The organism is Rhodococcus (subgen. Prescottella) equi, assembly GCF_003013675.1.
Taxonomy (GTDB): Bacteria; Actinomycetota; Actinomycetes; order Mycobacteriales; family Mycobacteriaceae; genus Prescottella; species Prescottella equi.
Genome location: NZ_CP027793.1, coordinates 4,997,466 through 5,017,205 on the forward strand (window position 1 = coordinate 4,997,466; position 19,740 = coordinate 5,017,205).

Annotated in this window: 19 protein-coding genes; 11 read left to right on the forward strand and 8 right to left on the reverse strand. The window is 68.8% G+C overall.

Going from position 1 to position 19,740, the window contains the following annotated elements; genetic code table 11:
• Positions 1-89: 89 nt before the first annotated feature.
• The 3 genes from C7H75_RS23180 to C7H75_RS23190 all read right to left on the reverse strand — a co-directional run bounded on the left by C7H75_RS23180 (position 90) and on the right by C7H75_RS23190 (position 2,037).
• Positions 90-482, reverse strand: coding sequence for an RNHCP domain-containing protein (locus tag C7H75_RS23180; protein WP_175271663.1), 393 nt, complete (start codon positions 480-482; stop codon positions 90-92).
• Between the two features lie 20 nt (positions 483-502).
• On the reverse strand, positions 503-838 hold the full coding sequence (locus tag C7H75_RS23185; protein WP_005516946.1) for an RNHCP domain-containing protein: 336 nt from the start codon (positions 836-838) through the stop codon (positions 503-505).
• 245 nt (positions 839-1,083) lie between these two features.
• Positions 1,084-2,037, reverse strand: coding sequence for a hypothetical protein (locus C7H75_RS23190; RefSeq protein ID WP_069855424.1), 954 nt, complete (start codon positions 2,035-2,037; stop codon positions 1,084-1,086).
• 61 nt (positions 2,038-2,098) lie between these two features.
• Between C7H75_RS23190 and C7H75_RS23195 the strand changes: the two genes are divergently transcribed.
• Positions 2,099-2,722, forward strand: coding sequence for a TetR/AcrR family transcriptional regulator (locus C7H75_RS23195; RefSeq protein ID WP_233281818.1), 624 nt, complete (start codon positions 2,099-2,101; stop codon positions 2,720-2,722).
• Here C7H75_RS23195 and C7H75_RS23200 read toward each other — a convergent pair.
• On the reverse strand, positions 2,710-5,088 hold the full coding sequence (locus C7H75_RS23200; RefSeq protein ID WP_013417532.1) for an FdhF/YdeP family oxidoreductase: 2,379 nt from the start codon (positions 5,086-5,088) through the stop codon (positions 2,710-2,712). The genes C7H75_RS23195 and C7H75_RS23200 overlap by 13 nt on opposite strands.
• 90 nt (positions 5,089-5,178) lie before the next feature.
• Complete coding sequence (locus C7H75_RS23205; RefSeq protein ID WP_081122310.1) at positions 5,179-5,772, reverse strand: TetR/AcrR family transcriptional regulator; 594 nt, start codon at positions 5,770-5,772, stop codon at positions 5,179-5,181.
• An 88-nt stretch (positions 5,773-5,860) separates the two neighbouring features.
• On the opposite strand from C7H75_RS23205, the gene C7H75_RS23210 reads away from it, so the two are divergent.
• From C7H75_RS23210 to C7H75_RS23235, 6 genes are all read left to right on the forward strand, one after another.
• Positions 5,861-6,664 carry an enoyl-CoA hydratase/isomerase family protein gene (locus C7H75_RS23210; RefSeq protein ID WP_005516932.1) on the forward strand — a complete coding sequence of 268 codons (804 nt, stop codon included), beginning with the start codon at positions 5,861-5,863 and terminating at the stop codon, positions 6,662-6,664.
• Between the two features lie 32 nt (positions 6,665-6,696).
• Positions 6,697-7,467, forward strand: coding sequence for an SDR family NAD(P)-dependent oxidoreductase (locus C7H75_RS23215; protein ID WP_013417535.1), 771 nt, complete (start codon positions 6,697-6,699; stop codon positions 7,465-7,467).
• A gap of 120 nt (positions 7,468-7,587) precedes the next feature.
• Entirely contained in the window at positions 7,588-8,379 is a 792-nt protein-coding gene (locus C7H75_RS23220) for an SDR family NAD(P)-dependent oxidoreductase (protein ID WP_064076338.1), read from the forward strand.
• Positions 8,380-8,431: 52 nt separating this feature from the next.
• Positions 8,432-9,769 carry an MFS transporter gene (locus C7H75_RS23225; RefSeq protein ID WP_175280053.1) on the forward strand — a complete coding sequence of 446 codons (1,338 nt, stop codon included), beginning with the start codon at positions 8,432-8,434 and terminating at the stop codon, positions 9,767-9,769.
• A gap of 42 nt (positions 9,770-9,811) precedes the next feature.
• Positions 9,812-10,504, forward strand: a complete 693-nt coding sequence (locus tag C7H75_RS23230) for a type 1 glutamine amidotransferase domain-containing protein (RefSeq protein ID WP_064076340.1) — start codon at positions 9,812-9,814, stop codon at positions 10,502-10,504.
• A 64-nt stretch (positions 10,505-10,568) separates the two neighbouring features.
• Entirely contained in the window at positions 10,569-11,837 is a 1,269-nt protein-coding gene (locus C7H75_RS23235) for an LCP family protein (protein WP_106851895.1), read from the forward strand.
• A 16-nt stretch (positions 11,838-11,853) separates the two neighbouring features.
• Here C7H75_RS23235 and C7H75_RS23240 read toward each other — a convergent pair whose 3' ends face one another.
• The gene (locus tag C7H75_RS23240; RefSeq protein WP_081206053.1) at positions 11,854-12,783 is read right to left on the reverse strand and encodes an NADP-dependent oxidoreductase; all 930 of its coding nucleotides are present in this window, start codon (positions 12,781-12,783) and stop codon (positions 11,854-11,856) included.
• Positions 12,784-12,845: 62 nt separating this feature from the next.
• Positions 12,846-14,000 carry a 3-ketosteroid-9-alpha-monooxygenase, oxygenase component gene (locus C7H75_RS23245; protein WP_005516923.1) on the reverse strand — a complete coding sequence of 385 codons (1,155 nt, stop codon included), beginning with the start codon at positions 13,998-14,000 and terminating at the stop codon, positions 12,846-12,848.
• A gap of 199 nt (positions 14,001-14,199) precedes the next feature.
• Between C7H75_RS23245 and C7H75_RS23250 the strand changes: the two genes are divergently transcribed.
• Positions 14,200-15,111 carry an alpha/beta hydrolase gene (locus C7H75_RS23250; protein WP_106851896.1) on the forward strand — a complete coding sequence of 304 codons (912 nt, stop codon included), beginning with the start codon at positions 14,200-14,202 and terminating at the stop codon, positions 15,109-15,111.
• A gap of 8 nt (positions 15,112-15,119) precedes the next feature.
• On the opposite strand, the gene C7H75_RS23255 is transcribed toward C7H75_RS23250, so the two are convergent.
• Positions 15,120-16,019 carry a D-alanyl-D-alanine carboxypeptidase family protein gene (locus tag C7H75_RS23255; protein WP_106852061.1) on the reverse strand — a complete coding sequence of 300 codons (900 nt, stop codon included), beginning with the start codon at positions 16,017-16,019 and terminating at the stop codon, positions 15,120-15,122.
• 111 nt (positions 16,020-16,130) lie between these two features.
• Between C7H75_RS23255 and C7H75_RS23260 the strand changes: the two genes are divergently transcribed.
• The 3 genes from C7H75_RS23260 (at position 16,131) to C7H75_RS23270 (ending at position 19,706) form a co-directional block, all read left to right on the forward strand.
• Positions 16,131-16,814, forward strand: coding sequence for a response regulator (locus tag C7H75_RS23260; protein ID WP_022598451.1), 684 nt, complete (start codon positions 16,131-16,133; stop codon positions 16,812-16,814).
• Positions 16,811-18,253 (forward strand): sensor histidine kinase, encoded by a 1,443-nt coding sequence (locus tag C7H75_RS23265; protein ID WP_081183996.1) that lies wholly within the window; start codon positions 16,811-16,813, stop codon positions 18,251-18,253. The genes C7H75_RS23260 and C7H75_RS23265 overlap by 4 nt, the downstream gene beginning before the upstream one ends.
• A gap of 283 nt (positions 18,254-18,536) precedes the next feature.
• The gene (locus C7H75_RS23270) at positions 18,537-19,706 is read left to right on the forward strand and encodes an iron-containing alcohol dehydrogenase (RefSeq protein WP_041674470.1); all 1,170 of its coding nucleotides are present in this window, start codon (positions 18,537-18,539) and stop codon (positions 19,704-19,706) included.
• Positions 19,707-19,740 lie beyond the last annotated feature (34 nt).

The following is a 19,740-nucleotide window of genomic DNA, read 5'->3' on the forward strand; positions in this document are numbered from 1 at the left end:
CTGTCAACCCTGCCCCGGAATCGCGGTTTCCGCACGGCAATCGCCCGAGCGGGTCCGGGCCGACCCTTCGGTTCCGAGCCGAGAACCGGCTACCGGACGCGATCGAGATGCGAGAGCGGACGCACCGCGATCCGCACGAGGGCGAGCGGGTTGTCGTCACCGGCCGTGCGGTTCACACCCATCGCACCGCACGCACCGCATCGGTGGACGATGAGCCATTCACCGCCGCCGCGCACCGAGATGGAGATCGGGTCCATCCGGCCGCCACACGACGACGCACGGTCGCCGGGGACGGTGCGGTCGACGTGCCTACTGCACAAACACGTCGGACAGTGGTTGCGGTGCGCCGTGCCGGGCGCCCACATCGGGACGTCCAATCCGCAGCCCAGGCAGCGGAAGGATGTCCCGCGGCGTGCCGGGCCGTCCCGGTGGACGGGTTTGGCGCGCTGCGGACGTTCGGTTCTGCCGTTCCTGCGTGACACGCGAATCACCTCACGCCGCGTCAGAGGTGCGCGAGGTGTTCGAGCGGAAACGGCGGTTGCGCCAACGGTTTCACCGCGATGCGGATCAACAGCAGCTGGTTGTCGTCCGAGGCCACCGGACCGGCCTCGAGACGATCGCAACCGGTGCATCGATGGATCAGCATCCAGTCGCCGTCGCGTTGCACGGCGACCGCGATCGGATGGGTTCGGGCGTCGCACCGTCCGTGCCTGCCGGCGAGGCAGTTCGGGCAGTGCGTACGCGGGACGGCGTCCGGCGTGGTGACGCACACGGTGAGCCCGCAACGGACACACGTGAAGGTGGACAGGCGTGAAATCGGCGTGCCGCTGTGGGACACGGGAAACTCCTCTGTGAGATCGACTGGGCGGCAAAGGTTGCCGAGCGTCGTCGACCCCGCGGAAGGATCACACCGGACAGGGGATCCGATGTCTGGTTCGGATCACCGGCCGGAGCGGTTCGCGGGATCGCGAAGGAGCTCGGCGGCTGTCCGGGGCATAATTCACCACTTCCATACGGGTAGGGACCGGCCGACGTGCCGGATTCGCGAAACCCTAGGACGGGCGCACGCACCGCGCAATCGAATTACCGAGTGGCGCCGTCGACCGCACCGAACTCGATCGCATCCGCCGCGGACGACGACCGGAGCTCGGCGAGGGTCGCATTGTCGTGCAACCACGTCGGCCGGGCGATCGGACGCTCCGCCAGCCGCGCAACCGCCCACGCCGTGATCGCGGCGGTCCCCTCCGACTGGCCGCGCCCGGTCGCCCACCGCGAAGCACCGTCCGCGTTCCGCGCCAGGGCGATCCACCGGTCGGAACCCCACATCCGGGTCGGCGCCAAGGACCGTAGTGCCGGAACCCACGTCAGCGTCGCCAGCCCCAGGGTCGCGATCCGCGAGTCCATCCGCAGATAGGTACGGACCGGGACCCCGAGACCGGCGGTGAGCACGTGCTGATCCGCGAAGTCCGCGCGGACGGCAGGGAAGGCGCGGTACTCCGAGGAGACTGCGGGCGGCAACGAAATCGACTGCGGACGCGTGAAGTTGCGGACCGGTGAGCCGTCGGGGTCGTCGAACCGCTCCCCCAGCAGGCGGTACGTCCACTCAGCCGCCGCCGCGCCGTGGCGCTCGCCCGCCCCGATCCCGACGAGGATCTCGACCGGACCGGCTCCCGTGGCGGCGACCTCGGAGGCGAGCAACCCGGTGAGCCCCGGCGCCAGACCGACACCGAGCAGGACCGGACCTTCGATCCGCTCCAGTTCCCGCGAGTACGACGTGGTGGCAGTGATGTCGACGAACACCGCGCCCGCCCGCACCGCGGCCCTCGCGACGTCGACGTTCTCGCGCCCGGATGCGTTCACCACCACGTCCACCGCTCGCGCCGCCGCCTCGAGCGCACCGGTGTCGGCGAGGTCCAGCAGGACATCGGCGCGGGCCGCGTCGCGTCCGGCCACCGAAGACTCGATACCCGCCGCCCGCAGGTGCCGTACGAGCGGCGCGCCGACCGCACCGTAACCGCCCAGGACCAGTGCCCTCATCCCGCCACCTCCACCACTAGAGATCTGCTCTAGAGCACAACTCTAGAGCTAGGGTTTGGGCGTGGCAACCTCCAACGGACAGCGACCGGCACGCGCGAAGATCCTCGACGCGGCGTGCGCCCTGTTCACGACCACCGGGTACGCGGCCACCACGATCAAGCAGATCGCCGCCCGCGCATGCGTGTCGTCGCAGAGCGTGTACTTCGTGTTCGGCAACAAGCGCAGCGTGCTGTCGTCCCTGCTCGACGTCACCATCGCCGGCGACGACGCGCCGGTCGCGACTCTCGACCGGGGCTGGGTCGCCGACGCCGTCGCGGCCCCCGATCCGCGCGATCAGCTGCGGATCCAGATCCACCACGCCCGCCTGATCCTGGAACGCGCCGCCGACGTGCTGCTCGCGGTGCGGGCCGGAGCGTCGGCCGACCCCGAGGTCGCGGAGTTGTGGCAGACGAATCTCGAGCAGCGTCGCACCGTTCAGCGGCACCTGATGGACGCCCTCGCCGCGAAGTCGCCTGGCGTGGACCCCCACGCCGCCACGGACGTCGCACTGGCGCTGCTGAGCCCCGAGACCTATACACACCTCGTGCGCGAGAGCGGTTGGACGCCGGAGCGATACGAGGCGTGGGTACTCGACACCGTGGCGGTCGCCGCCGGACTACCGCCCGCGCACACTCAGGAGAGGTAACGCGGCTGCGGCTCGCTCTTGTGCGACCAGTCCCAGCCGATGTCGTGTTGCGTACGCGCGTCGAGGTGCGCCTCCCGCACGGTGCCCGCCCGCTCCAGTCGCACGATGATGGATTTGGACGTGGGGCAATTACTCTTCAGCGCAGTCGAATCCAGCGGGACGAGCGGATTGGTCTCGGGATAGTAGGCCGCCGCCGTGCCTCGCGGAATGTCGTACTCGACGATCCGGAAACTCGGCGCGTACCGAGCACAGTCGTCGCCTTTCCATTCCGTCAGCAGGTCCACCCGATCGCCGTCGTCGTAGCCGAGAGCGGCGATGTCGTCGCGGTGCATGAAGATCACGCGGCGCCCGCCCTCGATACCCCGATAGCGATCGCTCAGGCCGTAGATGGTGGTGTTGAACTGGTCGTGGCTGCGCAGCGTCTGCAGGATCAGGTGCCGCGGCGGCACCTGCATCACCTCGATCGGAGCGACGTCGAACTCGGCCTTCCCCGAGGGGGTTTCGAACGTCCTCGAGTCACGCGGCGGATGCGGGAGGATGAATCCGCCCGGACGACGCACGTTCACCTCGTAGCCCTCGCACCCCGGAACCACCTTCGAGATGTGGAGCCGGATCTTCGCGTAGTCGTCCCGCATGCCCAGCCAATCGAGGCCGTAACGGTCACCGAGAGTCGCGTGCGCGATCTGCGTGACGATGGCCGTCTCCGACTGCAGGTGCGGACTCGCCGGATCGAGCGGGCCACGCGACGCGTGCACGGCGCACACCGAGTCCTCGACCGAGATGAACTGTTCCCCGCTCGCCTGGACGTCCTTCTCGGTGCGCCCCAGCGTCGGGAGTATGAGTGCGGTCTCGCCGGTGACGAGGTGTGACCGGTTGAGCTTGGTCGAGATCTGCACCGACATCCGGGTGTTGCGCATCGCGCCCGCGGTGACGCGGGTGTCCGGGGCCGCTTCGACGAAGTTGCCACCGAGCCCCATGAAGAACTTGGCCTTGCCGTCCCGCATCGCGCGGATCGAATCGACGGTGTCGTAGCCGTACTCGCGGGGCGGATCGAAACCGAACTCCAGCTGGAGCGCATCGAGGAAGCTCTGCGGCGGGCGTTCCCAGATCCCCATGGTCCGGTCGCCCTGAACGTTGGAATGGCCGCGCAGTGGCAGCAGCCCCGCTCCGGGCCTGCCGATGTTGCCCTGCGCGAACGCGACGTTGCAGACCTCCTTGATGATCGCGACCGCGTTGCGGTGCTGGGTCAGCCCCATCGCCCAGCAGAAGACCGTGGCCTTCGACTCGCGCAGCATCTGCGCCGCCCCCGTGATCTCCGCCCGGGACAGCCCGGTGGACGCCGTGACCGCGTCCCAGTCCACCGCCCTGACATGATCGCGCCACGCCTCGAAGCCGTGCGTGTACGCCTCGATGAACTCGTGGTCGAGCGCGTCCCACTCGACGAGTAGCGAACCGATCGCCTGCATCAGGGCGAGATCGCCACCGAGCTTGATCTGCAGGTGGTAGTCGGAGAGATCCGTCCCCCGGCCGATCACCCCACTCGGGGTCTGTGGGTTCTGGAAGTGCAGCAGGCCCGCCTCCTTGAGCGGGTTGATCGACAGGATCTTCGCGCCGCGCTTCTTCGCCTCCTCGAGGTGCGTGAGCATCCGCGGGTGGTTGGTTCCGGGATTGTGCCCCTGCAGCACGATCAGATCGGCCTCGTGGATGTCCTCGAAGACCACGCTGGCCTTGCCTATTCCGATCGATTCGGCGAGCGCGATCGACGTCGACTCGTGGCACATGTTCGAGCAGTCCGGCAGGTTGTTGGTGCCGTACGCCCGGACGAACAGTTGATAGGCGAAGGCAGCCTCGTTCGAGGCACGGCCGGATGTGTAGAAGATCGCCTCGTCGGGGTCGAGGGACTGCAGCTCGCGTCCGATCAGCGCATACGCGTCGGACCAGTCGATCGGTTCGTAGTGCGTCGCCCCTGGCCGCTTGATCATCGGGTGCGTGATCCGCCCCTGCTCGTTGAGCCAGTACTCACTGCGCGAGGCGAGTTCGGCGATCGAGTGACGCGCGAAGAACTCGGGCGTCACCCTGCGCAGGGTCGCCTCGTTCGCGACGGCCTTGGCGCCGTTCTCGCAGAACTCCGCCGGGTGCCGGTGTCCGGGTTCGGGGTCGGGCCACGCGCAGCTCATGCAGTCGTAGCCGCCGACCTTGTTCAACTCGAGCAGCGTCTCACCGGTGCGGACGATGCCCATGTTCTCCAGCGACCGCTTCATGGAGACCGCAACGGCGGGAACACCGGCGGCCTTCGTCTTCGGCTTCCCGACCCTCAGGTGGGATTCATCGTAGTCCGGGCGTTCTTCCTTGTCGCGCCTGCGCATGTCGACCTCCGCTCGCTGTCGGCCTCCGGTCCACCGTAGGACACTTCGGCACGCCGGGCGCGATACCGGGACGGTCTCCTCGTGAAGCCGTCAGCCGGTGCGGATCCCGTCCAGCACCAGTCGCACGAGATAGTCGACGAAATCGTCCGCTTCCCAGTCCGGCCGAGCCGAGGTCAGCGTGGTGAGCGCACCGCGCAGCGTGTCCAGCACGAGGGCGCCGTCCACGTTCGGTCCGATCTCGCCGGATCGGGCCGCTCGGTCGAAGACCTCGACGTAGCGCGCCCGCACGGGACCGATGAACCGGCGTTCGGCCTGATCCTGGAGGGCCGGGTCTGCCACCATGTCTGCGATCAGTCCCGGCATCCCTCGCCGGTACTCGGGCAGCAGTTGCAGCGACACCATGTCGTGAACCATCGCCGTGAAGGTCTCCTCGAAGGACGCGCCGGGAGTGACGGCCCGCGCCGACACGGGTTCGCGCCGGAACAGCACCTCCTGCACCAGCGCGCCCTTCGTTCCCCACCATTGGTAGAGCAGTGGACGTCCGACACCCGCCCGCCGCGCCACCGCCGCAAAGGTGAGCGCCTCGTAGCCGTCCTCGACCAGCACCTGCGCCGCGGCGTCGAGCACCGCGCGATGCCGCACGGGGTCGCGCCGCCGCCCCCTGCCGGGACCGTCCTGAGTCACCTCGGACCCTTCCTCGTGAAAGTGCTGCGTATTTACCTTACATCGTGTAAGCCTGATAGCCGGACGATTCGAACGAAGCGGAGCCCGAATGACTTTGATCGACATCGCACGGCCCGCACCGGACGTCGCGATCCTCACACTCGACCGGCCGGAGCGTCTCAACGCGCTGAGCTTCGCCCTGGTCGAGGAACTCCACGACGCCCTGGCCGCGTTCGAGCGAGACAACTCGTGCCGCGTCGTGATCCTCACCGGCGCCGGTCGCGGCTTCTGTGCCGGTCTCGACCTCAAGGATCCGGTCCGCACAGCGCCGACCGCCGCCGGCCTCACCGGACCGGCGGCCGGAATGCGCACACAGGAGTACATCGCCTCGCTGGTCCCGCGGATCCAACGACTCCCGCAGACCGTGATCGCCGCGATCAACGGACCCGCGTTCGGTGGCGGACTCGCGCTGGCGGCGGCGTGCGACATACGGATCGCGTCCACATCGGCCCGATTCGGCGTGCAGTTCGTCAAGATCGGGATCTCGGGCTGCGACATCGGGATCAGCTACACACTTCCCCGGATCGTCGGCGGCGGCCGCGCCGCCGAACTGATCACCACCGGTCGCGAGTTCGATGCCACCGAGGCGGAGCGGATCGGCTTCGTCACCCGCGTGGCCGAAGACGGCGAACTGCTGGACACCGCAACCGAACTCGCGGCCACCCTGTGCAACCACAGCCCGTTCGCGTTGGCGATGACGAAGCAGGTTCTCGTCGCCAACGCATCCGCCGGCAGCGTGGACGCGGCCATCGCGCTCGAGAACCGCACCCAGATCCTGGCAGGCACCGGCGGCGAGTTCGCCGAAGCCGTCACGGCGTTCGCGGAGCGCCGGGCACCGTCCTGGGTCCACTGACCCGCATGTCCCTCGGAAAGGAACCCCCGATCGTGAACCGTGAGAAGCTCGGCACCCTGTTCGATCTCACCGGCCGCACCGCGGTCGTCACCGGCGGCACCCGCGGCATCGGCCTCGCACTCGCAGAGGCGTACGTGTCCGCGGGCGCGAACGTCGTCGTGGCCAGCCGCAAACCCGAGGCGTGCGCCAAGATCGAGCAGCACCTGCGAAATCTGGGTGGCAACGCGATCGGTGTGCCGACCCATCTCGGTGAGCTCGACGATCTGACGACACTCGTCGACCGGGCCGTTGGAGAGTTCGGCGGCATCGACATCCTCGTGAACGCCGCCGCGAATCCCTTGACACAGCCGCTGGGCCGATTCACCGCGGACGCGTGGTCCAAGTCGTACGACGTGAACCTGCGCGGCCCGGTCTTCCTCACCCAGGCCGCCCTGCCGCATCTCGAGGCCAGCGCGCACGCTGCCGTGCTCAATGTCGTCTCCGTCGGCGCATTCATGTTCTCTCCCCGAGTCGCGATGTACGCGGCGGGCAAGAGCGCACTGCTGTCGTTCACCCGCTCGATGGCCGCCGAATTCGCGCCGCGCGGCATCCGCGTCAACGCGCTCGCACCGGGCTCGGTCGACACCGACATGGTCCGCAACAACCCGCCCGAGGCGATCGAGGCGATGCGGGAGATGTCCCTGCAGAAGCGCATCGCCGAACCTGACGAGATGGTCGGTCCCGCACTACTGCTGACGTCCGACGCCGGCAGCTACATCACCGGCCAGGTGATCATCGCGGACGGCGGCGCCGTCGTGCACTAGACGCCACCCGAGATGTGACCCGTACCACTGAGTGAGAAACGCCCTTTTCTTCACGGGGCGATCACGCCATGGTCCGTGGCAGGCCGGACCGACCGGCGCGCAACGGATTTCGGAGGACACATGGCACGGCTCGAAGGCAAGGTCGCGATCGTCACCGGCGCGGCGCAGGGCATGGGCGCCGCCACCGCGCGCTTGTTCGTCCACGAGGGCGCCCGCGTGGTGCTCGGTGACGTGCTCGAGGAGAAGGGGCGTGCACTCGCCGCCGAACTCGGCGACGCCGCCATCTTCACGCCTCTGGACGTGAGCGACGAATCTTCGTGGGAGTCGGCCGTCGCAGTGGCCGTCGACCGTTTCGGCGGCCTCGACATCCTGGTGAACAATGCCGGAGTAATGCACTGGGCGCCGATCGAGGACCTCGACGTCGCGCGGACCGAACGCCTGCTCGACATCAACGTCCTCGGAAACCTGCTGGGCGCCAAGGCTGTCGTGCCGACCATGAAGAAGGCGGGCGGCGGCGTCATCGTCAACATCTCCTCGGTGGACGGGCTGCGCGGCGTCAACGGCCTGGCCGCGTACACCGCGAGCAAGTGGGCGGTGCGCGGACTCACCAAGGCGCTGGCCTACGAGTTGGGTCCGGCGGGCATCCGCGTGTGCTCGGTGCACCCCGGCGGCGTGGACACCACGCTCGGCAATCCGGGCGGTCTGGTCGGCGACGATCTGCAGAGCAAGTACGTGGGTGTGCCGCTGCAACGAATCGGCGAGTCCGAGGACATCGCGCGGGCCACCCTCTTCGTCGCGAGCGACGAGGCGTCGTACATCTCGGGCGCCGAACTCGCGGTGGACGGCGGTTGGTCGGCCGGCACGTACTACCCGGGCCTGCCGGGTACGCCGCCGGCGCTCATGCCGAACTGAGCACTCCGGGGCGAGCGGGGCGGTCCGGGCCGCGGCGGCCACAATGTACGCCGTGAGTTCCGAGATCGCCCCGCCCCGCTCCACCACGATTTCCATCCCCGGCGGGCGTGTACCGCGCATCCACCCGGCCTGGTTCGTCGCGGTCGTGGCCTTCCTCGCCCTCGTCGGAGCCGCCAGTTTCCGGGCGGCGCCGTCGATCCTGATCGACCCGCTGCACGACGACTTCGGCTGGTCCCGCGCGAGCATCTCCGCGGCGGTCTCGGTGAACCTCGTGCTGTACGGACTGACCGCACCGTTCGCCGCAGCGCTGATGGAACGCTTCGGCATGCGGCGAGTCGTGGCGGCAGCGCTGACGCTGGTCGCGCTGGGCAGCGGCCTGACGGTCTTCATGACCACGACGTGGCAGTTGATCCTGCTGTGGGGAGTCCTGGTGGGTCTGGGGACCGGGTCGATGGCGCTCGCCTTCGTCGCGACGGTGGTCGACCGTTGGTTCGTCGCCCGCCGCGGCCTGGTCACCGGCATTCTCACCGCGGGCGGTGCCGCCGGCCAGCTCGTGTTCCTGCCGGCGCTGGCGGCCCTGTCCGAACGCTACGACTGGCGGACGGTCTCGCTCACCGTCGCCGTCGCCGCACTCGCGGTGGTGCCGTTGGTACTGGTGTTCCTCCGGGACCGTCCGGAGGAGGTCGGTGTGCCGCCGCTGGGAGCGCCGGCCGACTACGTCCGGCCACAGCCGCCGTCGGCGTCCGGAGGTGCGGTCGGGCGCGCGCTCGGCGTCCTGCGCTCGGCGGCACGGACCCGGGTGTTCTGGCTCCTGGCGGGAACCTTCGCCATCTGCGGTGCCAGCACCAACGGACTGGTCGGCACGCACTTCGTCCCCGCCGCCCACGATCACGGCATGCCCGTCACGGCAGCCGCCGGCCTGCTTGCCGTGATCGGCATCTTCGACCTGGTGGGCACCATCGCGTCGGGCTGGTTCACCGATCGGTTCGACTCCCGCAAGCTCCTCGGGATCTACTACCTGCTGCGCGGCCTGTCGCTCATGGTGCTGCCCATTCTCCTCGCGGAGACGGTGCACCCGCCGATGATCGCGTTCATCATCTTCTACGGGCTCGATTGGGTGGCGACCGTGCCGCCGACCGTCGCACTGTGCCGCAAGCACTTCGGCGCCGACGGCCCCATCGTCTTCGGGTGGGTGCTCGCGTCGCACCAGATCGGCGCCGGGCTCGTCGCGTTCCTGGCCGGCGTCGTCCGGGACCGGCTCGGCGGCTACGACGCGGCGTTCTTCGTCGCGGGCGGCCTGTGCGCGGTCGCGGCCGTGATGGCACTCGCGATCACGACATCATCGGACCGTGACGAGCGGGAGATGGTGAGGAACACCGTCGCCTCGTAACGTGGGAGCGGAGCGAAACCGCCGAACACCCGAGGAGTTCACATGAGCGGCAAGCGGGTACTGATCGTCGTCACGAGCGTCGGCGAGTACGAGAGCGTCGGCTACCGCACCGGACTGTGGTTGGGAGAGTTGACGCATTTCTGGGACTACCTGCACGAAGCGGGTGGCACCGCGACCATCGCGAGCATCGCCGGCGGCCCGGTCCCACTCGATCCGGAGAGCCTCACCCAGGAGGTCCTGGAGGAGCTGGGAACCGGAAAACGTTATGCAGACCGGGCATTCATGGACCTACTGGACACCACCGTCTCTATCGCAGACGTGGCCGCCGACGACTACGACGCCATCTACCTCACGGGCGGGCACGGCGTGATGTTCGACTTCCCGGACGACCCGCACCTCTCGCGACTGCTGCGGGAATTCCACGAGACGGGCAAGGTCGTCTCGGCCGTGTGCCACGGCCCGGCCGGCCTCCTCGGTGCGACCCTCTCGAACGGCGACTACCTGATCGCCGGCCGCAATGTCACCGGATTCTCTTGGCCGGAGGAAGAATTTGCGCACCGTGCCGATGCGGTGCCGTTCAGTCTCCAGGCGAGGCTGGAGGAGCGGGGCGCGGTGTACTCCTTCGCGGCCGAACCCTTCGCGCCGCACGTCGTGGAGGACGGGCGCCTGGTGACGGGGCAGAATCCGGCGAGCGCTCGGCCCGTGGCCGAAGCGGTTGTGAAGCAACTCGGCTGAGCGTCACCCACATGTGACCCGATTCGCCGGGTGTCGGTGCGCTGGGCCCGTCTATGTTGGGGCAGTGCGCTCCGATCAGGACGACACGATCGACGCTGCGGGTCCACGCCGCCGACGCAGGACGGTCACCGCCCTGCGCATCGCGGCGGCCACCGCGGCGACCGCCGTCCTGGTGGTGACCGGACTCGGATGGGCGGCGCACCACGAGTTGACGAGCGGAATCCTCCGGTCGGGCGCCCTCGACGTCCTGACCGGCGGCGACCGCAATTCCCGACATGGCGACTCGAACATTCTGCTCATCGGCCTCGACAGCCGAAAGGACATGCACGGCAACGATCTACCGGCCGAGTTCGTCACCGACGAACTGCATGCCGGGGACAGCGACGCGGGTGGCTACAACACCAACACGCTCATCCTGCTGCACGTCCCGGGAGACGGCAGCCGAGCCACCGCGGCCGCGATCCCCCGCGACGACTACGTGGACGTCCCCGGGTACGGCAAGCACAAGATCAAGGAGGCGTACGGGATGGCGAAGGCGGACGCCGACGCCGACCTCGAGGAGCAGGGCGTGACCGACCCCGCCGAACGCGAACAGCGATCCCGCGACGCCGGGCGACGGTCCACGATCGAGACCGTGCAGAAGTTGCTGCGCGTCCCCATCGACCACTTCGCCGAGGTGAACCTCGTGGGCTTCTACGACATCGCCGAGGCGCTCGGCCCGCTCGAGGTGTGCCTCAACGCACCGGTCGACGACCCGTACTCGGGCGCGAACTTCCCCGCCGGCAGGCAGATGCTCGATCCGTCGCAGGCGCTGTCGTTCGTGCGGCAACGGCACGGGCTCGCCAACGGCGACCTCGACCGCACCCGCCGGCAGCAGGCCTTCCTCACCGCCGTCCTCCGCAACCTCGATGCCGGTGGCATGTTCGGCAGTGTCTCCAAGATGCGCGGGCTGTTCGACACGGTCAAGAGCGACGTCGTGGTCGACGACGACCTCGATCCGGTGTCGTTCGCCCTCCGTGCGCGCAACCTCACCCGGGGCGAACTCGACTTCCACACCCTGCCGATCGAGGGGTACCGCACCGTCGACGGTCAGGCCGTGAACATCGTGGACCCCAACCGCCTGCGCGCCGAGGTGGCCGGCTTGTTCGCGGGCGAGAGCCCCACCACGACCACGACCACGACCGGTCCGTCGCCCACGTCTTCCCGGACCACCCGGTCCGGGTCGCACAGCACCACGACGACCTCCGAGGACACCAGCACTCCGCTCGAGGCTCCACCACCGGAAGAACCCGTGGCGGCGGACGACAGCCGAGGCATTCCGTGCGTCGACTGATCTGCTGCCGTCCCCGCTACGGCAGCAGCACGAACTTGCCCCGGGCGTGCGGTTCCTGCAGCGCTCGGTGCGCCGCCGCGGCCTCGGCCAACGGGAACCGGGTGCCGACGACCACGTCCAGCCCGCCGTGCCCGGCCATGTCCACGAGCAGCGGACGCGCCTCGCGGCGGATCCGCGCACTCTCCTCACTGATCCCGTCGACCGTGCGGAAGCCGTCGCGGACCGCCCGGCCGAACGCGACGAGACTGACGAACCGATCCCTCTCCACGCCCAGCGCGAGCGAATCGTCGACCACCTCGTCGGTACCGACGGTGTCCACGACCGCGTCGACCCCGTCCGGTGCGACCTCGTGGATCCGCGCGACCAGGCCGGGCCCCGGCGAGACCGGGACGGCGCCGAGAGTGCGCAGGAAATCGTGATGAACGGGCCAGGCGACGCCTATCGCCACGGCGCCTCGCATCACGGCCAGTTGGACGGCCAGTTCACCGACACCGCCGGCCGCGCCGTGGATGACGACGGTGTCCCCCTCGCCCACGTCTGTGACCGCGAGGGCCTCGTACGCCGTCGCGCCCGACGACAGCAGGCAGGCTGCGCCCTCCCATGTCAGCGATTCGGGTTTCGGCAGGACGTCGTCCACCGGAAGCAGTATCCGATCGGCGTAGGCGCCCTCATCGGTGCGCACGATCACCTCGTCGCCCACCCGGACGGTGTCGGCGCCGGCACCGGTCTGTTCGACGATGCCGGCCCCCTCCATGCCCGGGCGGATCGGCAAGCGGGCGGGATCGGTACCGAAGGCACCGCTGTAGAGCTTGTAGTCCAGCGGATTGACCCCGACAGCCCGCATCGCGACGACGACCTGGCCCTGCCCCGGGGGCGGGATGTCCGCGTCGATCACCTCGAGGACCTCGGGGCCCCCGTACGCGGTTGCGACCACCGTTCTGGCCATGACCGGGCAACCGCGAGGCGCGTCGGCTTATTCCGGCGCACCCCGCGGGTCGTCCGTCGGCGTCAGTTCGAAGCAGCGACCTCGGCCGCCCGTCGCTCCATGTTCTCGGCGACCTCGCGCCGCCAGGCGGCGACGGGCTTGGTGGTGTCCATTTCGAACTCGAAACGGTTGGTCATGTCCGGGCTGATGTCGGCGACGTCGACGTAGAACTGCTCGTACCAGCGGCGCAGCTGGTAGACGGGGCCGTCTTCCTCGCACAGCAGCGGGTTCTCGATGCGGGTCTTGTTCTTCCAGATCGCGACGTCCTGCTCGAACCCGATCGTGATGTACGACGCCATCGCCGTCGCCAGCTCCTGTGCCTTCTCCCCGCGGATGTCGTCGGTCTGCTTGACCTTGATGCCGTACATGAGGACGAACTTGTTCGGCGAGATCGGGTAGTGGCAGTTGATCAGGATCGAGTCGATGTCGAAATCCGGGTAATGGTAGGTCAACTCGTCGATCATGAAGGACGGGCCGTAGTACGCCGCGACCGAGCTGTTGCCCGTGGAGGCCGCCTGTCCGTCCTTGGTGGGCCGGGCCATGTCCTCGCGTCCGACGCCCTCGTAGTACTGGGTGGCGATGTGGCCCTCGAAGATGTTCTTGAACTTGATCGGGAAGCCGTAGTGCACGTAGAAGAAGTGCGCCATGTCGACGACGTTGTCGATGATCTCGCGGCAGTTGGTGTCGATGGTGATCTGCTTCCACACCCAGTCGGTCCACTCCTCACCGGGGGCGGTCATCTCCGGGATGGTGACCTCGGCCGGCGGCTGGTTGCCCTCGGGGTCGTGCCAGACGAACAGCAGTCCGTCCTTCTCCATCGTGGTCCACGCGCGGGTCTTGGCGAGCGGCGGCACGCGGCGGGCGTAGGGGATGTCGGTGCAGCGGCCCTTGCCGTTCCAGCGCCAGTCGTGGAACGGACACGCCACCGAGTCGCCCTTGATCTCGCCCTGGCTCAGGTCGCCACCCATGTGCCGGCAGTACGCGTCGAGAACCTTCAGATCGCCCTCGCTGTCCGCGAACACCACCAGCTTGGTGCCGAAGGCGTGGATCGGATGCGGCTTGCCGTCACGCAGGTCGCGCGTCAGACCGACGCAGTGCCACCCGCGCGCGAAACGCTCCGGGGCCTCGCCGGCATCGATCATCCGGACTTCTTCGTTCTCCGTATCCATCGTCGTCATGACCGCTCCCCAAGTCCCTTTCAGTGAAAAACGCTCGACTACCGGTATCAATCATCTGTTTGATGATGTGTCCTGCTTCACACTGAAACACGTGTCAGTCGAGAGTGGCACGAATCTCACTGAACGGGACCGAATCGAACTGTTTGTCCTCGATTGGTGACCAAAGTCCATACCGAAACGGCGATAACGACTTCCGCGAGTGGTGCGGCCGAGCATCGTGATAGCCAGCACTGGGGACACATTCCACGATCTGGAAGGACCCGAGACCATGCCCGACACGCCGGACACACCGCACCTCGCCGTCGACGCCCCGCCGGTCATGTTCATCCACGGACTCTGGCTCGCCGCCTCCTCGTGGGACCCGTGGCGAACGAGATTCGGCGCCGCCGGATTCAGCACCCTGGCACCCACGTGGCCCGGGGAGGCGCCGAGCATCACCGACACCCGCGAACACGCCGACGACCAGGCCGGCTACGGGATCGACGAGGTCACCGCACATTTCGCCGAGGCCATCGCACCGTTGGGCCGCAAACCCATCGTCGTCGGCCACTCGTTCGGCGGCCTCGTCGCGCAGAAACTGCTGGCCGCCGACGTCGCCGCGGCCGCCGTGGCGATCGACCCCGCCCAGATCCAGGGCGTGAAGGTACTGCCACTCGCGCAACTACGGTCGACGTTCTCCGTACTTGGCAACCCGGCGAACGCCAAACGCACCGTGACACCGACGCCCGACGCCTTCGCGTACAGCTTCGGAAATGCCATCGACCGCAGCGAATCCGACGAAATCTACGACCACTGGACCATCCCGTCCCCCGGCCGGCCGCTGTTCCAGGCGGCGTTCGCGAACCTGCTACCCGGTTCTCCCGCGCACGTCGACACGACCGCACGTCGTGGACCGCTGCTCATCCTCGGTGGTGGTCAGGACCACGCCGTCCCGGAATCGGTCAGCCGGTCCGCCCACCACCGCTACCGCAAGGCCCCCACCGACAACGACTACATCGTGCTGGCGGACCGCGGTCACTCCCTCACCGTCGACCACGGTTGGCCGGACGTCGCCGACACCGTCCTGGACTGGCTCGCACAGAGAGGATTCGGCGCACCCGTCAGCCACTGAGGGTCCGGTCAGCCCTCGGTGGCGGTGTCCTCCTCGATCTCGTCGAGCAGGCGGGACGCCCGGGTGACGGCGTCGTGGGCCGACCGGCCCTCGCCCTGCACCGCCCCCACCACGAGACGGCCGGCGGCGCCGACCCGCGCGGCGAACAGGAACACCCCGCCCGCCTCGTCGGTCGTACCGGTCTTGAGGCCCACCACTCCCGGACGGCCGAGCAGCGAGTTGGTGTTGAAGACCACCCCCACCCCCGACAGCGTCGCGTGGTCGCGCGCGACGATCTCGGCGATCACCGGATTTCGCACGGCCGCCGCCGCGAGCAGGGTCAGGTCCTGCACGGTGCTGGTCGTCGACGACGAGAAGCCGCTCGCGTCGGTACCCACCGTCGTCGACGTCATGCCGAGCGAACGGACCAGCTGCGTTGCCGCCGTCCGGTATTCGGCGAGCGATCCGAATGCCCACACCGCGAGGGTGTCGGCCAGGTTGTTGGCCGACGGCAACAGCATGCCGACGAGCATCTCGTACTCCGACAACTGCTGTCCGGCTCCCACCGCGACCGCCGAGCCGCCCCGGTCGGCGTAGTCGCGGTAGAGATCGGCGTCGGCCTCGGTCATGGTCAGCGTCGGCCCGTCCTCGCCCGGCGCGAGCGGCTTCCTCTCCAGCACGGCCAGCGCCGTGATGACCTTCGCGGTGCTCGCGGTGGGCCGCGGCCGCGATTGTCGCGCCCCTCCGACACGCATCTCCGCGACCGCGTCGTCCACGAAGGTGTACGCGGTCGAGGCGCCGGGCCGCGCCAGGCCGACGGGCCCACCGGATGCCGGTCGCGACATCACGTCGACGAACCACAGCGCGGCGCCCACCAGCAGGATCACGACCGCGATCGGGAGGGCGATACCTCTACGAAGGATGTGCATGGCGTCCACCGTCGCCGCCGAGTTTCCGGATCCTGCGGGTGTTTCGTCACCGTTCTGCTACAAGGTGTGGCGACGATTGTCCCGGGGCCCGGGGTCGGGAGGATGGGCGTCATGACTGCGGTGTTGCTGATCGAGGACGACGACAACCTGCGCGACGCGCTGAGCCTCGCGCTGCACCGCTACGGACACGTGGTGACGGCGGCGGCCAGCGGTGAGGCCGGACTGGCGGCGCTCGCCGACGGCGCGCCCGACATCGTCGTGCTGGACGTGATGCTGCCGGGCGTCGACGGGTTCGAGGTGTGCCGGCGGATCCGGGCCCGCAGCGGTGTCCCCGTCATCATGCTCACCGCACGCGGTGAGGACGTCGACGTCGTCTCGGGACTCGAGACCGGCGCCGACGACTACGTCGTCAAGCCGGTGCAGCCGCGGATCCTCGACGCTCGGATCAAGGCGGTGCTGCGCCGAACCCCGACCGCGCCCACCGTGGACGGCCGCGAGGTGCACGGCGACCTCGTGATCGATCGCGACGCCCTGACGCTCACCGAGGGCGCTCGGCGGCCCGAACTCACCCGCACCGAATGGCAACTGCTGCTGGCTCTGTCGGAGCGCCCCGGCCAGGTGCTCTCCCGCGAGCAACTGCTCGAGAAGGTGTGGGGCTTCGACCACCTCGGCGGCTCCCGTCTGGTCGACGCCTGTGTGCAGCGACTGCGCGCGAAGATCGAGAAGGAACCGTCGAATCCCCGCTACGTGCAGACGGTGCGCGGATTCGGCTACCGGTTCGGTCCCGTCGCATGAGGATTCGACGCCCGGGGCTGCAGGCCCGGCTCACGGCGCTCGTCGCGGTGATCGCGCTGGTCGCGGCGGTAGCGACCTCCGCCGCGGTGTACCTGCAGGCGCGTGCCAACATCTTCTCGACCGCGCAGGACCAGATCCTGAACAGCTTCGCCGACACCCTCGACTCCGCGGTGCCCTGGATCGGAGAGCGTCCGACCCGACGAGAGCTGTCCGAGTTCAGCGGCCTCGGGGACGGGAGCGTGGCCTGGTCCGGCACCGTCCGCACCGACACGTGGCCCCTCGGCGTCCCTTCCCCACCACCGGAACTACTGGCCCGCCTCGAGCAGTCGGAGCTACCGGTGTTCCAGCGCGTCGACAACGACGGCGCACCACTGTTCTACGTCGGTGGCCGCGTCGGGGATCCCGAGTTGCCCCTGGGCCGGCCGACGTTCGTCGCCGCCGTGTTCGGCCTGGGCGAGGCCCAGGCGCAGATCGATTCGCTCGAACGCCGTGCGGCGGCGGTCGCGATCGTCGTCTCGGCGCTCGCCGCGTTGACCGGGCTGTGGACCGCGCGCCGACTCGTGCTGCCGCTGCGTCGACTCAACGCCGCCGCTGCGGCGCTCGTCCCGGGACGTCCCCGCCAGGAACTCACCGCCGGCGCCAGCCACGAACTGTCCGAGCTGGTCGCGACGTTCAACCGGTCCGCGGCCGAACTCGACCGCACCGTTGCCGATCTCGCTGCGAAGGAGGCCGACGCGCGACGTTTCGTCGCCGACGTCTTCCACGAGCTCCGCACGCCGCTCGCTGCGCTGGTCGCGGTCGCCGAGGTCCTCGAAGAGGACGCCGACTCGATGGCGCCGGACACCGCGCGTGCGGCCCGCATCGTCAGTCGGGGCACCGAGCGGCTGTCCCGCCTCACCGAGGACGTCATCGAGATCTCCCGGTTCGACAACGGACGGGCCGATCTCGTCCTCGAACCGCACGACCTCGTCGAGGTCGTGCGGGAGTCGTTGGCCACCCGTGGTTTCGGATCGCGCGCCCGGCTCGGGGCGGACGGAGCCGTCCCGTGCCGAGTGGACCGGCGCCGCATCGACATCGTCGTCGGGAACCTCGTGGCGAACGCCTTCGCGCACGGTCGGCCGCCGGTGGCGGTGGCGGTGCGAACCGACGGCGACGACGCGGTGATCACCGTGACCGACCACGGCGCTCCGATCCCCGCGGAGGTTCGGGCGCACCTGTTCGAACGCTTCTACAAGGCCGACGAATCCCGCGGCCGCACCGACGGCAGCGGGATCGGCCTCGCCCTCGCCGAGGAGAACGTGACGCTGCACGGCGGAACCATCTCCGTGACATCGGGTTCCACGGGAAACACGTTCACGGTGCGGCTGCCCCGGGGGAACGGGCGGCAGGCGCTGGAACGACCTGCGTGCCGGGTCGGGGAGCGCACGGACACCGAATAGACAGACACACCACGGTTAGTTTCTCCGCTCGCAAACGTTCGCACCGTCGCCTCGCCGTAGGCTTCCCGCTTGGCCGACCGCTCGTCGTCGGACCGTCCCACCGGTCTCGATTCCCGGTAAATCCGCAGGAAGACTCGATACGGGGAGACCCGCATTCCAGACCGCTCGCAGCTCTCCACCCGGTTGGAGAAACAGGGTGTGGCGCACGCCACAAATGTGGGCTAGGGTAACGGCCGTTAGCCTGCGTCGTCGGCGGGTCGAAAAGAAGAAGGATGGTATTGCCGTGCAGTCATCGCTCGTCTCCCTGACGCCCATGGAGAGAGTCCGCATCGGGATCCCGGTGGCCGAGGCCGCCGCCCAGGAAGCGGATCTGCTGGGCGCGAAGCGTGTGTTCGTCGTGTGCAGCGGCACACTCAACTCGCAGACCGACGAGATCGCCCGCGTGAGAGAGGCACTGGGCGCTCGGTTCGTGGGACTGTTCGACGCGGTTCGGCCCCACGTGCCACGCGAGGACGTCATCGCCGCGACCCTGGCAGCCTCCGAGGTCGACCCCGACATGCTGTTGTGCGTGGGCGGCGGGTCGGCGACGGACCTGGCGAAGATCCTGGCCGTGACTCTGGAACACGGCGTTCGCGAGGTCTCCCAGATGGACGCCTATCACCTGCAGGTCAATCCGGACACCTCGGTGACGGCCCCCAGCTTCACGGCGCCGAGGATTCCGGTGGTGGTGGCACCCACGACCCTCGCCGGTGGCGAGTTCAATGCACTGGCCGGGTCGACGGACCAGAAGAGCAACGTCAAGGAGGGGTACCTGCATCCGGCGATGACCCCGAAGGCCGTGATCCTCGATCCGGCGCTCGCACGGCACACGCCGGAATGGCTGTGGCTCTCGACCGGGGTGCGCGCGCTCGACCACGCCTTCGAGACGCTCGGCTCCCTCGAGTCGAACGGGTACTACGACGGAATGGCGATGAATGCCATCCGGCTGCTCTCCGAAGGACTCGTCCGGGTGAAGGAGGACGCCGACGACGTGGAGGCCCGCCAGATGTGCCAGGTCGGTGCGTGGTCGTCGATGGTCGCGATCGTCGCGGGACTGGACATGGGTGTGAGCCATGCCGTCGGGCACGCCCTCGGTGGTTCGTTCGACGTGCCCCACGGCTACACCTCGTGCGTCATGGCGCCTTTCGCGCTCGAGTACAACCGTGAGGTCAACGAGCATCGCCAAGCGCTGATCAGCGCCTCGCTGGGCGCGCCGCAGACGCCCGCACACGAGTTGGCGGACACGCTCATCCGGCAACTCGGCATGCCGCGGTCGTTGGGTGAGGTGGGGTTGACCGAGAACGATCTCCACAGTCTGGCGACGTACACGTTCAAGGACATCTGGTGCGGGACCAACCCGAACCCCATCGCGGATCCGGACGCCCTGGTCCCCCTTCTACGGCGAGCACTCTGATCCGAGACGTGAATGCAGTCGGTCTCCCTCCGCG

Bases quoted from the DNA above. Each gene is read 5' to 3' on its own strand.
- C7H75_RS23190 (WP_069855424.1), bottom strand. From the start codon at position 2,037: ATGAGGGCACTGGTCCTGGGCGGTTACGGTGCGGTCGGCGCGCCGCTC.
- C7H75_RS23200 (WP_013417532.1), bottom strand. From the start codon at position 5,088: ATGCGCAGGCGCGACAAGGAAGAACGCCCGGACTACGATGAATCCCAC.
- C7H75_RS23210 (WP_005516932.1), top strand. From the start codon at position 5,861: ATGACTTTGATCGACATCGCACGGCCCGCACCGGACGTCGCGATCCTC.
- C7H75_RS23220 (WP_064076338.1), top strand. From the start codon at position 7,588: ATGGCACGGCTCGAAGGCAAGGTCGCGATCGTCACCGGCGCGGCGCAG.
- C7H75_RS23230 (WP_064076340.1), top strand. From the start codon at position 9,812: ATGAGCGGCAAGCGGGTACTGATCGTCGTCACGAGCGTCGGCGAGTAC.
- C7H75_RS23240 (WP_081206053.1), bottom strand. From the start codon at position 12,783: ATGGCCAGAACGGTGGTCGCAACCGCGTACGGGGGCCCCGAGGTCCTC.
- C7H75_RS23245 (WP_005516923.1), bottom strand. From the start codon at position 14,000: ATGACGACGATGGATACGGAGAACGAAGAAGTCCGGATGATCGATGCC.
- C7H75_RS23255 (WP_106852061.1), bottom strand. From the start codon at position 16,019: ATGCACATCCTTCGTAGAGGTATCGCCCTCCCGATCGCGGTCGTGATC.
- C7H75_RS23260 (WP_022598451.1), top strand. From the start codon at position 16,131: ATGACTGCGGTGTTGCTGATCGAGGACGACGACAACCTGCGCGACGCG.
- C7H75_RS23265 (WP_081183996.1), top strand. From the start codon at position 16,811: ATGAGGATTCGACGCCCGGGGCTGCAGGCCCGGCTCACGGCGCTCGTC.